This is a genomic window from Lysobacter concretionis Ko07 = DSM 16239 (genome assembly GCF_000768345.1).
Lineage (GTDB): Bacteria > Pseudomonadota > Gammaproteobacteria > Xanthomonadales > Xanthomonadaceae > Novilysobacter > Novilysobacter concretionis.
This window is the reverse complement of sequence record NZ_AVPS01000013.1, coordinates 1-16160: the sequence shown is the minus strand read 5'-3', so window position 1 is coordinate 16160 and position 16160 is coordinate 1. Positions and strand designations below refer to the sequence as shown.

The 16160-nt window shown below is 64.3% G+C and carries 11 protein-coding genes and 1 tRNA gene; all 12 read right to left on the bottom strand.

The genetic code is table 11. The features are described from left to right. Positions 1 to 106 precede the first annotated feature (106 nt). Positions 107 to 2197 (bottom strand): elongation factor G, encoded by a 2091-nt coding sequence (fusA, locus tag N792_RS13095; RefSeq protein WP_036196061.1) that lies wholly within the window; start codon positions 2195 to 2197, stop codon positions 107 to 109. A 143-nt stretch (positions 2198 to 2340) separates the two neighbouring features. Beyond that, on the bottom strand, positions 2341 to 2808 hold the full coding sequence (gene rpsG, locus N792_RS13090; RefSeq protein ID WP_036196059.1) for a 30S ribosomal protein S7: 468 nt from the start codon (positions 2806 to 2808) through the stop codon (positions 2341 to 2343). A gap of 11 nt (positions 2809 to 2819) precedes the next feature. Next, positions 2820 to 3194 (bottom strand): 30S ribosomal protein S12, encoded by a 375-nt coding sequence (gene rpsL, locus N792_RS13085; protein WP_036196058.1) that lies wholly within the window; start codon positions 3192 to 3194, stop codon positions 2820 to 2822. A 279-nt stretch (positions 3195 to 3473) separates the two neighbouring features. Next, positions 3474 to 7688: a DNA-directed RNA polymerase subunit beta' gene (gene rpoC / locus N792_RS13080; RefSeq protein ID WP_036196057.1), complete on the bottom strand. Its 4215-nt coding sequence runs from the start codon at positions 7686 to 7688 to the stop codon at positions 3474 to 3476. A 99-nt stretch (positions 7689 to 7787) separates the two neighbouring features. Beyond that, positions 7788 to 11951, bottom strand: coding sequence for a DNA-directed RNA polymerase subunit beta (rpoB, locus tag N792_RS13075; RefSeq protein ID WP_036196056.1), 4164 nt, complete (start codon positions 11949 to 11951; stop codon positions 7788 to 7790). A gap of 337 nt (positions 11952 to 12288) precedes the next feature. Further along, entirely contained in the window at positions 12289 to 12657 is a 369-nt protein-coding gene (gene rplL, locus N792_RS13070) for a 50S ribosomal protein L7/L12 (RefSeq protein WP_036196055.1), read from the bottom strand. A gap of 56 nt (positions 12658 to 12713) precedes the next feature. Continuing rightward, on the bottom strand, positions 12714 to 13247 hold the full coding sequence (rplJ, locus tag N792_RS13065) for a 50S ribosomal protein L10 (protein ID WP_036196054.1): 534 nt from the start codon (positions 13245 to 13247) through the stop codon (positions 12714 to 12716). Positions 13248 to 13750: 503 nt separating this feature from the next. After that, positions 13751 to 14449, bottom strand: a complete 699-nt coding sequence (gene rplA, locus N792_RS13060) for a 50S ribosomal protein L1 (protein ID WP_036196053.1) — start codon at positions 14447 to 14449, stop codon at positions 13751 to 13753. Positions 14450 to 14452: 3 nt separating this feature from the next. Beyond that, positions 14453 to 14881 (bottom strand): 50S ribosomal protein L11, encoded by a 429-nt coding sequence (rplK, locus tag N792_RS13055; RefSeq protein ID WP_036196052.1) that lies wholly within the window; start codon positions 14879 to 14881, stop codon positions 14453 to 14455. A gap of 102 nt (positions 14882 to 14983) precedes the next feature. Further along, positions 14984 to 15586 (bottom strand): transcription termination/antitermination protein NusG, encoded by a 603-nt coding sequence (gene nusG, locus N792_RS13050; protein ID WP_224743910.1) that lies wholly within the window; start codon positions 15584 to 15586, stop codon positions 14984 to 14986. Between the two features lie 13 nt (positions 15587 to 15599). Next, entirely contained in the window at positions 15600 to 15965 is a 366-nt protein-coding gene (gene secE, locus N792_RS13045) for a preprotein translocase subunit SecE (protein WP_036196050.1), read from the bottom strand. Between the two features lie 15 nt (positions 15966 to 15980). Next, a tRNA-Trp gene (locus tag N792_RS13040) sits at positions 15981 to 16056 on the bottom strand. Between the last annotated feature and the right edge of the window lie 104 nt (positions 16057 to 16160).

Genomic DNA, 16160 nt, shown 5'->3' with positions numbered 1-16160 from the left:
TCACGTGCGGCTTGGTGCGCTCGAATTTACCCTTGGCCATGATTGTTACCTCTGGAATCGTTTGTTGATCTTGTTGGGAGCTGGCCGGCGGGCGCCGGCCGGTGCATCAGTTCTTCTTGACCACCGCGTCGGCGATGTTGGCCGGCGCCTCGGCGTAGTGGTCGAACTCCATCGTGAAGGTCGCCCGGCCCTGCGACATCGAGCGCAGGCTCGTGGCGTAGCCGAACATCTCGCCCAGCGGCAGGATCGCATCGATGATCTTGCCCGAGAGGCTGTCTTCCTGGCCCTGCAGGATGCCGCGTCGACGACTGACGTCTCCCATCACGTCGCCGAGGTAATCCTCCGGCGTCACGATCTCGACCTTCATCATCGGCTCCAGCAGCACCGGACTGGCCTTGTGGAAGCCTTCCTTGAAGCCCATCGAGCCGGCGATCTTGAACGCCATTTCGGAGGAGTCGACTTCGTGGTACGAGCCGTCAACCAGCCTCACCTTGACGTCGACGATCGGGTAGCCGGCCAGCAGGCCATTGGCGACCGCTTCCTGGATGCCCTTGTCGACCGCCGGGATGTATTCCTTCGGGACGACGCCACCAACGACTGCGTTCTCGAAGGTGTAGCCGCTGCCGGTTTCGCCCGGCTCGATCTCGAGCCAGACATGGCCGAACTGGCCCTTGCCGCCGGACTGGCGCACGAACTTGCCTTCGGCCTTGACCGCCTTGCGGATGGTCTCGCGGTAGGCGACCTGCGGCTTGCCGACGTTGGCCTCGACATGGAACTCGCGACGCATGCGGTCCACCAGGATGTCCAGGTGCAACTCGCCCATGCCGGAAATGATGGTCTGGCCGGACTCTTCATCGGTATGCACGCGGAAGGACGGATCCTCCTGCGCCAGGCGACCCAGCGCCGTACCCATCTTTTCCTGATCCGCCTTGGTCTTGGGCTCCACCGCCATCGAGATGACCGGCTCCGGGAACACCATGCGCTCGAGGGTGATGATGTGGTCGATCGCGCACAGGGTGTCACCGGTGGTGACGTCCTTCAGGCCCACTGCCGCGGCGATGTCGCCCGCGCGCACTTCCTTGATCTCGTGCCGATCGTTGGAGTGCATCTGCAGGATGCGGCCGATGCGCTCCTTCTTCGACTTGATCGGGTTGTAGACCTGGTCGCCGGAGTTCAGTACGCCCGAATAGCAGCGGAAGAACGTCAGCGAACCGACGAACGGATCGGTCATGATCTTGAACGCGAGCGCCGAGAACGGCTCGGAGTCGGCGGCCTTGCGGCTGTCTTCCTTCTCGTCGTCATCGATACCGGTCACCGGCGGCACGTCGATCGGCGACGGCAGCAGCTGCAGCACGCCGTCGAGCATCGCCTGGACGCCCTTGTTCTTGAACGCGGTGCCACAGAAGACCGGAATCACTTCCACCTTCAGGGTGCGCTCACGCAGACCGGCAAGGATCTCGGCCTCAGACAGCTCGCCGTCGTTGAGGTACTTGTCCATCAGCTCTTCGCTGGCTTCGGCGGCAGCCTCGACCATGAATGCGCGGGCGGTGGTCGCCTCGTCAAGCAGATTGGCCGGAATCTCGCGGTACTCGAACACCGTGCCCTGCGACGCGGTATCCCAGTGGATCGCCTTCATCTTGATCAGGTCGACGACGCCCTCGAACCCTTCCTCGGCACCGATCGGCACCTGCATCGGCACCGGGTAAGCGCCCAGGCGAAGCTTCAACTGGTCGACGACCTTGTTGAAGTTGGCACCGGTGCGATCCATCTTGTTGATGAACGCAAGACGCGGTACCGAATACTTGTTGGCCTGGCGCCACACGGTCTCGGACTGCGGCTGCACACCACCGACCGCACACAGCACGAACACCGCGCCATCGAGAACGCGCAGCGAACGCTCCACCTCGATGGTGAAGTCGACGTGCCCGGGGGTATCGATGATGTTGAGGCGATGCTGCGGCATGGACTTGTCCATACCGCTCCAGAAAGCAGTCGTCGCGGCGGACGTGATGGTGATGCCGCGCTCCTGCTCCTGCTCCATCCAGTCCATCGTGGCGGCACCCTCGTGGGTTTCGCCAAGCTTATGGTTGACACCGGTATAGAACAGGATGCGTTCGGAAGTGGTGGTTTTTCCGGCATCGATGTGGGCCATGATGCCGAAGTTGCGGTAACGCTCGATGGGAGTGGTGCGAGCCACGGGACCCTCTCGTTTAGGTTTGCTATTTCCAGAAGGCCGGACGCCGCCTGATGGCGGCACCCGGTTCGTTCAGGCAGCCTGGACTGCCCGGCGGGACTTGATTTTCGTGCTTTCCGACCGGCCCCGTTACCCGGGCCCGCCGTTCACCAGCGGTAGTGCGCGAACGCCTTGTTCGCTTCCGCCATCCGATGCGTTTCCTCACGCTTCTTGACGGCGCCGCCACGGCTTTCCGCGGCATCCAGCAATTCGGCGGCCAGCTTGCGCGGCATGGTGTTCTCGCCGCGCTTGCGCGCCGCGTCGATCAACCAGCGCATCGCCAGGGCGACGCGGCGCGATGCGCGCACCTCGACCGGCACCTGGTAGGTGGAGCCACCGACACGGCGGGACTTGACCTCGACCGAGGGGGAAATATTGGCCAGCGCCTTCTCGACCACTTCCAACGCGTTCGGGTTCTTTTCCCCGATCACGTCCATGGCGCCATAGACGATCCTTTCAGCGACGGACTTCTTGCCGCTGTACATGACCATATTGATGAAACGCGCGATCGTCTCGCTGCCATGCTTGGGATCAGGCAGGATCGAACGCTGCGGTGCGGAACCTTTACGCGACATGGGTCAAGTCCTCAGGATTTCGGGCGCTTGGCGCCGTACTTGGAGCGGCGCTGGCGACGCTTGGCGACGCCGGCGGCGTCGAGCGCACCGCGCACGGTGTGGTAACGGACGCCGGGCAGGTCCTTGACGCGACCGCCGCGGATCAGCACCACGGAGTGCTCCTGCAGGTTGTGGCCTTCACCGCCGATGTACGAGATGACCTCGTAACCGTTGGTCAGGCGCACCTTGGCCACCTTGCGCATCGCCGAGTTCGGCTTCTTCGGGGTGGTGGTGTAGACACGGGTGCAAACGCCGCGCCGCTGCGGGCAGTTCTCAAGCGCCGGCGAGGCACTGTTGTATGTCGCTGCCTGCCGCGGCTTGCGGACCAGCTGATTGATCGTCGCCATCTGGAACTCTTTGGTGAGAGGCCGACCAGGAATGCCGCGCCTCTGTGAATAACGAACGACAAGCCGGGCGCACCCGACTCACCGAGACCGAAAAGTATAGCCTGCATTTGACGCTGCCGTCAAACGCAAATCCAACACGAAATCGCGGGAGCCGGAAAACTTCACCGGCCCCGCGAAACGTTCCTGATCCCGCCCTTCCCTGGGCCCAACACGAGGCGCTCCGTGCGCCTCTTTTGGTGATCTGGGGCGGCCCTCGGGACCGCCGCGATTACTACGGTATTACGAAGCGCTCGACTCTTCGCCGACCTCGGCGACCACCGGTTCAACCGCCACCGGCGCCGACAATGCGGCCATCTCCGAATCGGTCAGACCCGACGCGTTCTTGCGGCGTTGCGCATGATACGCCAAGCCGGTACCGGCTGGAATCAACCGGCCGACAATCACGTTCTCCTTCAGGCCACGCAGGCCATCACGGGTACCGCGGACAGCGGCTTCGGTGAGGACCCGGGTGGTCTCCTGGAAGGACGCTGCGGAGATGAACGACTCGGTCGCCAGCGATGCCTTGGTGATGCCCAGCAGCACCGGGTTGTACTGCGGCACGATCTCGTCGCGGGCGGCCACGCGGGCATGCTCCTCGACGAAACGCTGCCGCTCGACCTGCTCGCCGTGCAGGAACTTGCTGTCGCCCTGGTCGCTGATCTCGACCTTGCGCAGCATCTGGCGAACGATCACCTCGATGTGCTTGTCGTTGATCTTCACGCCCTGCAGGCGGTAGACGTCCTGGATCTCCTTGGTCAGGTACACGGCCAGCGGCTCGACACCCAGCAGGCGCAGGATGTCCTGCGGAGTCGGCTCGCCGTCCACCACGGTCTCGCCCTTCTCGACGTGCTCGCCCTCGAACACGATGATCTGGCGGTACTTGGGAATCAGCTCCTCGTGCTCGGTGCCGTCGGAGTCCTTGATCACCAGACGCTGCTTGCCCTTGGTTTCCTTGCCGAAGCTGACGATGCCCGAACGCTCGGCCAGGATCGCGGGATCCTTCGGCTTGCGCGCCTCGAACAGGTCGGCCACGCGCGGCAGACCACCGGTGATGTCGCGGGTCTTGGACGCTTCCTGCGGAATCTTCGCCACCACGTCGCCCACGCCGACGGCCGCGCCGTCCTGCAGGTTGACCACGGAGCGCGGCGGCAACTGGTACTGCGCCGGCAGGTCGGTGCCCGGAATGTTCAGGTCGTCGCCGTTCTTGTCGACGATCCGCACGATCGGGCGCAGGTCCTTGGACGCGGAGCCGCGACGCTTGGGATCGGTGATCTCGCGCGAGGCCAGACCGGTCAGCTCGTCGGTTTTCTCGATCACGGTGACGCCATCGACGAAGTCGATGAAGCGCACGAAGCCGGCCACTTCCGACACGATCGGGTGGTTGTGCGGGTCCCAGTGCGCGACCTGCTGGCCGGCCTTGATCTCCGAACCGTCCTTGGCGTCGATGGTGGCACCGTACGGCAGCTTGTAACGCTCGCGCTCGCGACCGTGGACGTCCAGCACCGACAGCTCGCCCGAGCGAGACACCGCCACGATGTGGCCGTCGCTGTGCTCGATGTGCTTGAGGTTGTTGAACTTGATCGAACCGGTGGTCTTGACCGTGACGTTGTCGATCGCCGCCGCACGCGATGCCGCACCACCGATGTGGAACGTACGCATGGTCAGCTGGGTACCCGGCTCGCCGATCGACTGCGCGGCAACCACACCCACCGCCTCGCCATGGTTGACGAGGTGTCCGCGGCCGAGGTCACGGCCGTAGCAGTTGGCGCACACGCCGAACGAGGACTGGCAGGTGATCGTCGAACGCACCTTGATCAACTGGACGCTGGCGTCCTCGAGCTTCTGCACCCAGGCTTCGTCGAGCAGCGTGTTGCGGGTGACGATCGGATCCTCGTCGTTGCCCGGCAGGAACACGTCCTCGGCCACCACGCGACCCAGCACGCGGTCGCGCAAGGGCTCGACGACGTCGCCGCCTTCCACGATCGGGGTCATCATCAGGCCATCGAGGGTGCCGCAGTCGTCCTCGGTGATCACCACGTCCTGCGCCACGTCGACCAGGCGACGGGTCAGGTAACCGGAGTTCGCGGTCTTCAGCGCGGTATCGGCCAGGCCCTTTCGTGCACCGTGGGTCGAGATGAAGTACTGCAGGACGTTCAGACCCTCGCGGAAGTTCGCGGTGATCGGCGTCTCGATGATCGAGCCGTCAGGCTTGGCCATCAGGCCACGCATGCCGGCCAACTGGCGGATCTGTGCCTGCGAACCACGCGCGCCGGAGTCGGCCATGATGTAGACCGAGTTCATCGACTTCTGGTCGACCGTCTCGCCCTTCGCGTTCTGCACCTGCTCGGTACCGATCGCTTCCATCATCGCCTTGGCCACGCGCTCGTTGGTGCGCGACCAGATATCCACCACCTTGTTGTAGCGCTCGCCGGCGGTGACCAGACCGGACTGGTACTGCTCCTGGATCTCCAGGACCTCGGTCTCGGCCTCGTCCAGGATGCCCTTCTTGGCGCCCGGGATGATCATGTCGTCGATACCGATCGACACACCGGCGCGGGTTGCATAGGCGAATCCGGTGTACATCAGCTGGTCGGCGAACACGACCGTGTCCTTCAGGCCCAGCATGCGGTAGCAGGAGTTGATCAGGCGGCTGATGTTCTTCTTGGTCAGCTCGACGTTGGCCAGCGCGAACGGCAGGCCCGACGGCAGGATGTCGTCCAGCAACGCGCGGCCGACGGTCGTGTCGACGATCGACGACTGCTCCACCCGCGAACCGTCCTCCTGGATCACCGACTCGGTGATGCGCACCTTGACCTTGGCGTGCAGTTCCACCACGCGGTTGTCGTAGGCACGCTTGACCTCGGACACGTTGGCGAACGCCATGCCCTCGCCCTGCTTGTTTTCCAGCGCGCGGGTCATGTAGTACAGGCCCAGCACGACGTCCTGCGACGGCACGATGATCGGCTCGCCGTTGGCCGGCGACAGGATGTTGTTGGAGGCCATCATCAGCGCGCGCGCTTCCAGCTGGGCTTCCAGCGAAAGCGGCACGTGGACGGCCATCTGGTCACCGTCGAAGTCGGCGTTGAACGCGGTGCAGACCAGCGGGTGCAGCTGGATGGCCTTGCCCTCGATCAGCACCGGCTCGAACGCCTGGATGCCCAGGCGGTGCAGGGTCGGCGCACGGTTCAGCAGCACCGGGTGCTCCCGGATGACTTCTTCCAGGATGTCCCAGACTTCCGCCTCTTCACGCTCGACCAGCTTCTTGGCGGCCTTGATCGTGGTGGCCAGGCCACGGCGCTGCAGCTTGGCGAAGATGAACGGCTTGAACAGCTCCAGCGCCATCTTCTTCGGCAGGCCGCACTGGTGCAGCTTCAGGTACGGGCCGACCACGATGACCGAGCGGCCGGAGTAGTCGACGCGCTTGCCGAGCAGGTTCTGGCGGAAGCGGCCCTGCTTGCCCTTGATCATGTCGGCCAGCGACTTCAACGGACGCTTGTTGGTGCCGGTGATGGCGCGGCCACGGCGGCCGTTGTCCATCAGCGCATCGACCGACTCCTGCAGCATGCGCTTCTCGTTGCGCACGATGATTTCCGGCGCATTGAGCTCGAGCAGGCGGCGCAGGCGGTTGTTGCGGTTGATGACGCGGCGGTACAGGTCGTTCAGATCGGAAGTCGCGAAGCGGCCGCCGTCCAGCGGCACCAGCGGACGCAGGTCCGGCGGCAGCACCGGCAGGACGGTCATGACCATCCACTCGGGCTTGTTGCCCGACTCCAGGAACGCCTCGACCAGCTTGACGCGCTTGGTGAGGCGCTTGAGCTTGGTCTCCGAACCGGTGGCGGCGATGTCTTCCTTCAGCTGCACCATCTCGCTCTGCAGATCGAGCGTGCGCAGCAGTTCGAACACGGCCTCGGCGCCCATCGCGGCGTCGAAGTCGTCGCTGTGCTCCTGGCGCGCCTGCATGTACTGCTCTTCGTTGAGCAGCTGGCCGCGCTCGAACGGGGTCAGGCCCGGCTCGGTGACGACGAACGCCTCGAAGTACAGGATCCGCTCGATGTCGCGCAGGGTCATGTCCAGCATCAGGCCGATGCGCGACGGCAGCGACTTCAGGAACCAGATGTGTGCGACCGGCGAAGCCAGGTCGATGTGGCCCATGCGCTCGCGGCGCACCTTGGCCAGGGTCACTTCGGTGCCGCACTTCTCGCACACCACGCCACGGTGCTTCATGCGCTTGTACTTGCCGCACAGGCACTCGTAGTCCTTCACCGGTCCGAAGATCGCGGCGCAGAACAGGCCGTCACGCTCGGGCTTGAAGGTGCGGTAGTTGATCGTCTCGGGCTTCTTGACTTCACCGAACGACCACGAGCGGATCAGGTCCGGCGAGGCCAGTGCGATCTTGATCGCATCGAAGTTGAGCGCGGGACGCTGCTGGTTGAACAGGTTGAGAAGGTCTTTCATTTTTCTTTCTCCGTGGAGGAGTAAATCGTCGAAGGGCTGGGATTACCGACTCTGTGGGCCGGGGAGCGCGCGGTTCGCGGCGTTCCCCGGTCCGGTTCCTCAGTTCTCTTCCAGCTCCATGTTGATCGCGAGCGAGCGGATTTCCTTCACCAGCACGTTGAAGGACTCCGGCATGCCGGCGACCGTCTCGTACTCGCCATCGACGATGTTCTTGTACATCTGGTTGCGGCCCTGCACGTCGTCGGACTTCACCGTCAGCATTTCCTGCAGGGTGTAGGCCGCGCCGTAGGCTTCCAGTGCCCAGACTTCCATCTCGCCGAAGCGCTGGCCGCCGAACTGCGCCTTGCCGCCCAGCGGCTGCTGGGTGACGAGCGAGTACGGACCGGTCGAGCGCGCATGCATCTTGTCGTCGACCAGGTGGTTCAACTTCAGCATGTGCATGTAGCCGACGGTGACTTCGCGGTCGAACGCCTCGCCGGTGCGGCCGTCGTACAGCGTGGTCTGGCCACTGGTCGGCAGGTCGGCGAGCTGGAGCATCATCTTGATCTCCGACTCTTCTGCACCGTCGAACACCGGCGTCGCCATCGGCACGCCGTCGGTCAGGTTGCCGGCCAGCGCCAGCAGTTCCTGGTCGCTGAACTGCTTGAGGTCGACCCGCTGCCCGACCAGCTTGCTGTCGTGGTTGTAGATCTCGTCGAGGAACTTGCGCAGCTCGGTGACCTTGGCCTGTGCGTCGAGCATGCGCTGGATCTTCTCGCCCAGCCCCTTCGCCGCCCAGCCCAGATGGACCTCCAGCACCTGGCCGATGTTCATGCGGCTCGGCACGCCCAGCGGGTTCAGCACGATGTCGACGGTCTCGCCGTTGGCCATGTACGGCATGTCCTGCTCCGGCACCAGGATCGATACCACACCCTTGTTGCCATGGCGGCCGGCCATCTTGTCGCCCGGCTGGATGCGGCGCTTCACCGCCAGGAACACCTTGACCATCTTCAGTACGCCCGGGGCGAGGTCGTCGCCCTGGGTGATCTTGGCGCGCTTGTCGGCGAACCGGCGCTCGAACTCCTTCTCGTGAACGTCGATCTGCTTCTGCGCACGCTCGATCGCCTCGACCGCCGACTCGTCCTTCATCCGCAGGCTGAACCAGTCCTTCCGAGACAGGCCGTCCAGCACCAGGCTGGTCACGGTCTCGCCCTTCTTGAGGCCGGCGCCGCCGTTGGCGACCTTGCCGATCAGCTGGCTGCGCAGGCGGTTGTAGATCGCCGCCTCGAGGATGCGGAACTGGTCGTCGAAGTCCTTCTTGACCCGGCGGATCTCGGATTCCTCGATCTGCTTGGCGCGCTTGTCCTTCTCGATCCCGTCGCGGGTGAAGACCTGCACGTCGATGACGTTGCCGTCCATGCCCGGCGGCACGCGCAGCGAGCTGTCTTTCACGTCGCTCGCCTTCTCGCCGAAGATCGCACGCAGCAGCTTCTCTTCCGGGGTCAGCTGGCTCTCGCCCTTCGGCGTGACCTTGCCGACCAGGATGTCGCCGGCACGCACCTCGGCACCGATGTACACCACGCCGGACTCGTCGAGGCGGTTCAGAGCCTGCTCGGAGACGTTCGGGATGTCCGCGGAGATCTCCTCCGGCCCCAGCTTGGTGTCACGTGCGACCGCGGTCAGCTCCTCGATGTGGATCGTGGTGTAGCGATCCTCCTGCACCACCCGCTCGGACAGCAGGATGGAGTCCTCGAAGTTGTAGCCGTTCCACGGCATGAACGCGATGAGCATGTTCTGGCCCAGCGCGAGTTCGCCGATATCGGTCGAAGGACCGTCGGCCAGCACGTCGCCGCGGGCGATCACGTCGCCCACGTTGACCAGCGGGGTCTGGTTGATGCAGGTGTTCTGGTTGGAACGGGTGTACTTGATCAGGTTGTAGATATCGACACCGGCATCGGTCTCGCTGCTGATCTCGTCCTCGTTGACTTTGACCACGATGCGCGCCGCATCGATCTGCTCGATCGTGCCGCCACGCAACGCATTCACGGTCACACCCGAGTCACGCGCCACCGCGCGCTCGATACCGGTACCCACCAGCGGCTTCTGCGAACGCAGCGTCGGCACGGCCTGGCGCTGCATGTTCGCGCCCATCAGTGCGCGGTTCGCGTCGTCGTGCTCCAGGAACGGCACCAGCGCGGCGGCGACCGACACCGTCTGCATCGGCGAGACGTCCATGAAGTGGACCTCGCTGGGCGGCTTCAGCATCGACTCGCCCTGGTAACGGCAGTCCACGAACAGCTCGCTCAGCACGCCCTTGTCGTCCTGCGGCGCGTTGGCCTGGGCGATGACGTACTCGTTCTCCTCGATCGCCGACAGGTACTCGACCTCGTCGGTGACCTTGCCGTCCACGACCTTGCGGTACGGCGTCTCCAGGAAGCCGTACTCGTTGGTGCGGGCGAACACGGCCAGCGAGTTGATCAGGCCGATGTTCGGGCCTTCCGGGGTTTCAATGGTGCAGACGCGGCCGTAATGGGTCGGGTGCACGTCGCGCACCTCGAAGCCGGCGCGCTCGCGGGTCAGGCCGCCCGGCCCAAGCGCGGAGACGCGGCGCTTGTGGGTGACCTCGGACAGCGGGTTGTTCTGGTCCATGAACTGCGACAGCTGCGAGGAGCCGAAGAACTCCTTCACGGCGGCGGCAACCGGCTTGGCGTTGATCAGGTCCTGCGGGGTCAGGCCATCGGCCTCGGCCATCGACAGGCGCTCCTTGACCGCACGCTCCACCCGGACCAGGCCGACGCGGAAGGTGTTCTCGGCCATCTCGCCGACCGAGCGCACGCGGCGGTTGCCGAGGTGATCGATGTCATCGACGATGCCGCGGCCGTTGCGGATCTCGGTCAGCACCTTGAGCACGTCGAGGATGTCGGAGCCCTCGCCCATCTCGGCGGCGAGACGCTTGGACTCGTCGTCCTTGCGCTGGGAGAAGTAGCGGGCGTCGTACAGCACCGACGCGCCGGTGACTTCCTTGCGGCCGATGCGGCGGTTGAACTTCATCCGGCCGACGGCCGACAGGTCGTAGCGGTCGAAGGTGAAGAACAGGTTGTGGAACAGGTTCTGTGCGGCGTCCTTGGTCGGCGGCTCGCCCGGACGCATCATCCGGTAGATCTCGACCAGCGCCTCGAGCTGGGTCTTGCTCGGGTCGATGCGCAGGGTGTTGGAAATGAACGCGCCGCGATCCAGGTCGTTGGTCCAGATCGTGCCGACGGTCTCGATGCCGGCCTTGCGGAACAGCGCCAGCTGCTCCTCGGTGATCTCGTCGTTGGCCGCGGCGATCAGCTCGCCGGTGCTGGCGTCGATCACGTCGTGGGACAGGGTGCGGCCGACCAGGTACTCATCCGGCACGGCCAGCGCTTCGATGCCCGAGGCCTCCAGCTGCTTGACGTGACGCGCGGTGATGCGGCGGCCGGCCTCGACGATGACCTTGTCGCCATCGGCGAGGTCGAAGTCCAGGGTCTCGCCACGCAGGCGCTCGGCCACCAGCTCCAGCTGCACGCCTTCCTTGGGGTCGATGTGGAAGGTGTTGACCTCGAAGAACTCGGCCAGCATCTCTTCGTTGTTGTAGCCCAGTGCACGCAGCAGGATCGTCACCGGCAACTTGCGGCGACGGTCGATGCGGGTGAACAGGCCGTCCTTCGGGTCGAACTCGAAGTCCAGCCACGAGCCGCGGTACGGAATGATGCGGGCGCTGTACAGCAGCTTGCCCGAGCTGTGGGTCTTGCCGCGGTCGTGGTCGAAGAACACGCCTGGCGAACGGTGCAGCTGGGACACGATGACGCGCTCGGTGCCGTTGACGATGAAGGTGCCGTTGCCGGTCATGAGCGGAATCTCGCCCATGTAGACCTCCTGCTCCTTCACGTACTTGATGGCCTTGGTCGACGACTCGCGGTCGTAGATCACCAGGCGCACGGTCACGCGCAGCGGCGCGCCGTAGCTCATGCCACGTTGGCGGCACTCGCGCTCGTCGAAGGCGGGCTCGCCCAGCTTGTAGCCGACATATTCCAGCGCCGCGTTGCCGCTGTAGCTGGCAATCGGGAACACCGACTTGAGCGCCGCGTGCAGGCCGCGATCCGCGCGCTTGGCCGGTGCGATGTCTTCCTGCAGGAACCGGCGATAGGAATCGACCTGGATCGCAAGCAGGAACGGCACCTCGAGGATCGAACGGCTCTTGCCGAAGTCCTTGCGGATGCGCTTCTTTTCAGTGAACGAATAGGTGCCCTTCGGGCTCATGGTCGTTTTGGAAGCTGTGGTCATGGTGAGCTACCGCCTCGGTGTTCATCGGATCGCGCGTCCGCGGTCCTGGGGGAAACGTGAAAGGGGAGATGCAGATTGGCGCTTGCAAAATCGGGTTTGCAAAAACCTGGTGCAAAAGGGGCTTGCAAAATTGCCAGTGGGAAGTCGCTGGTATTGCCGGCACCAGCACGCCATCTCCCGCTACTTCCGACTGTCAACTCGTTACCGGTGTCTCAACCGGCCTTTCAGACAACGCCACAACGGCCAAAGGCCGGGAGCTTTCGCCCCCAGCCCCGGCTGGTCGCCCACAGATAAGCAGCGACGCAAGTACGGCTTACTTGACTTCGACGGTCGCACCGGCGGCTTCGAGATCCTTCTTGATCTTCTCGGCCTCTTCCTTGGTGGCGCCTTCCTTCACGACGCCGCCGGCCTCGGTGAGGTCCTTGGCTTCCTTCAGGCCGAGGCCGGTGATGCCGCGGACCGCCTTGATCACTTCAACCTTCTTGTCGCCCGGCGACTTCAGGATGACGTCGAACTCGGTCTGCTCTTCGACAACGGCGGCCGGGCCGGCAGCGGCAGCGGCAGCGACCGGGGCGGCGGCGGAAACGCCAAACTTCTCTTCGATGGCCTTCACCAGCTCCATCACTTCCATCAGCGACTTGGTGGCGACGGCGTCGACGATTTGCTCGTTGGACAGGGACATTGTGTTACCTCTGGATTGATTCGATGTTGAAAGGGAAACGTTGTCTTTTCGCTGGATCAGGCCGGTTCGGCTTCGGCAGCGGCTTCCGCCGGTGCTTCATCACCGCCCTGCTGGTCGCCAACGGCCTTGACCGCGCGGGCGAACATCGCCGCGGGTTCGGACAGCACGCGGGCCAGCATGGCCAGGGCCTGGTCGAGGGTCGGCAGTGAAGCCAGCACGTCGACGTGGCTGGCCGGATACTGCTGGCCACCCACCACGACGAGCTTGGGCTGCAACTTGTCGTTGCCCTTGGCGAATTCCTTGATCAGGCGACCGGCAGCGCCGGGCTCCTCGGTCGAGAACGCGTACAGCAGGGGGCCGACCATCGAGTCCTTGGCGCACTCGTAGTCGGTACCCGTGACGGCGCGTGCAGCCAGGCTGTTCTTGACAACTTTCAGGAACACACCGGTTTCACGTGCCTGCTTGCGCATCGCGGTCATCTGGCTGACCGTGGTGCCGATGTACTCGGCTGCGATCAGGGAGTGCGCCTTGGCGGCAACTTCTGCCACTTCGGCGACAACGTTCTGTTTCTGGGACAGATTGAGAGCCATATGTCACTCCTCTTATGAACTCCGCCTGCGGCTCCAGCCGTTGGCGGTCCTGGGCGATACCGGTCCCTGGCATCGGGGATGCAGTGCATCCCGGTGGTGGCCGTCCAGAGGTGTCTTGAACCAAAACATTCCAGAAGGGCATCACCATCTACGCAGGCCAGCATCCTCATCGGATGCGGATTAAGCGGTTCCGCCTTCGGCAACGGCGATTCCATGCCATGTGAGCGTCCATGCCCGTCGTTGCCACGCGCGAACCGCACCTGCGGTCTTTGACGGCTATCGCGCTGGCCGAAGCCTTGCGATGCCTTCAAATCCTGCGGGTACCGGGCGCGAACCCGGTACCTTTGAACGTCATTCCCGTTGAGGCGGGAATCCGGCGGCTTTGGCTTTCATGCGCAAAGCTGCCGGTCAAACAAAATCAAAATCAAAATCTACGTCCCTGGATCCCCGCTTTCGCGGGGATGACGGATTGGCAAGGCCGCGCTAAAGCGCGGGCCAATCCATCACTTCAGGGTCAGCGAGGCCTGGTCCACGGCGACACCGGGGCCCATGGTCGAGCTGACCGAAATCTTCTGCAGGAACTGACCCTTGGCGGTTGCCGGCTTGGCCTTGATCAGGTCGATCAGCAACGCTTCCAGGTTGCCCTTGAGCGACGCGTCGTCGAAGTCGGCCTTGCCGATCGTGCAATGGATGATGCCGGCCTTGTCGGTGCGGTAACGCACCTGGCCGCCCTTGGCGTTCTTGACCGCCTCGCCCGGGTTCGGCGACACGGTGCCGACCTTCGGGTTCGGCATCAGGCCGCGCGGGCCGAGCAACTGGCCCAGCTTGCCCACCACGCGCATGGCGTCGGGGGTCGCGATGACGACGTCGTAGTTGAGGTCGCCCGCCAGCATCTTCTCGGCCAGGTCGTCCATGCCGACCGCCTCGGCGCCTGCGGCCAGGGCCTCGTCGGCCTTGGCGCCGGCCGGTGCGAACACCGCCACGCGCACGCTCTTGCCGGTACCGGCCGGCAACACGGTCGAGCCGCGCACCTGCTGGTCGGACTTGCGTGCATCCACGCCGAGCCGCACGGCCACGTCGACGGACTCGACGAACTTCGCCTTGGTCGCGGTCTTGACGATCTTGATGGCGTCATCGAAGCCGTAGGACTTGCCCGGCTCGGTGGCGGCCTTGATTGCTTTCTTGCGCTTGGTCATCGCCATGTCTTAACCCTCCACCGCCAAACCCATGCTGCGGGCGGAACCCGCAATCGTGCGCACTGCCGCTTCCAGGTCGGCGGCCGTCAGATCGGCCTCCTTCGCCTTGGCGATCTCCTCGAGCTGGGCGCGGGAAATCTTGCCCACCTTCTCGGTGTTCGGACGCTTGGAACCGGTGGTGACGCCAGCGGCCTTCTTCAGCAACACGGCGGCCGGGGTGCTCTTGGTAATGAAGGTGAAGGTGCGGTCGGAATACGCGGTGATGATCACCGGCGTCGGCAGTCCCGGCTCCAGCTTCGACGTCGCAGCGTTGAATGCCTTGCAGAACTCCATGATGTTCAGGCCGCGCTGACCGAGGGCGGGACCCACCGGCGGCGACGGATTGGCCTGACCGGCCTTGACCTGCAACTTGATGTAACCAACTACTTTCTTTGCCATTGCTCAGCTCCTGCGAGTGCAAACGCCTGCGTGTCTTTCGACAGCAGGCTCCTCGCGATTGTTGCCGGGACGAACCACTCGTCCCGGCGAATGTGTTTCGCGTCAGGCCTTCTCGACCTGACCGAATTCCAGCTCGACCGGAGTCGAGCGACCGAAGATCAGCACTGCGACGCGCAGGCGGCTCTTCTCGTAATTGATTTCCTCGACCACGCCGTTGAAGTCGTTGAACGGACCGTCGACGACGCGGACCATCTCGCCCGCCTCGAACAGCACCTTCGGACGCGGCTTCTCGACGCCTTCCTGCACGCGGTCCAGGATCTGCGCGGCCTCATGGTCGGCGATCGGCAGCGGACGATCGGCGGTTCCGCCGATGAAACCCATCACCTTGGGGGTTTCCTTGATCAGGTGCCAGCACTCGCTGTCGATGCGCGGAATGCCGCCTTCCTCGTGGGTGGCGATCTGCACCAGCACGTAACCGGGGAAGAACTTGCGCTCGGAGCGGCGTTTCTGGCCGGCGCGCATCTCCACGACTTCCTCGGTCGGGACGAGCACGTCGCCGAAGCGGTCCTCCATCTCCTCGCGGACGATGCGATCACGCAACGCCTGTGCCACGGTCTTCTCGAAGCCCGAATAGGCATGGACGACATACCAGCGCTTGTTGCTGCTGGCGCTGTTGTCGGCCGGGTTGCTGTCTGACGTCTGCACTTGTGTCATCTCCTCAACGTCCAAGCAGCCACTTCACGGCCGCCTGGATGACCACATCGAACCCGGCCAGGATCAGGCTCAGGATCACGACCGCCAGAATCACCACCCACGTGGTGCGCATGGCTTCCTGGCGCGTCGGCCAGACCACCTTGCGCAACTCGAACTGCGACTCCGAGAGGAATTCACGCGTCTGGACACCCAGGTGGCTGACCAGGAATACCGCCGCACCAGCGACCAGGCCTCCGGCCACGAACAGGGCGCGGACACCGCCCGGCAACTGTTCGAACCAGTAGAACGCGAACACGCCGGCCGCGACCAGCAGCACCGCGACCACGTACTTGAGGATGTCGCCTGCGTTTTGTTCAGCCTTGCTGTTCAATCGACCTTCCGCATTTGGCACGCCAGGAGGGACTCGAACCCCCAACCTGCGGTTTTGGAGACCGCTGCTCTGCCAATTGAGCTACTGGCGTATTGACTGGTTCCGAAAATGGCAACGGCGGCTGACGCCGCCCTGCCGGGAATCGCATCTGAATCGGCAACCCGTCCGCCACCAGGACGGACGCGCCGCGGTATC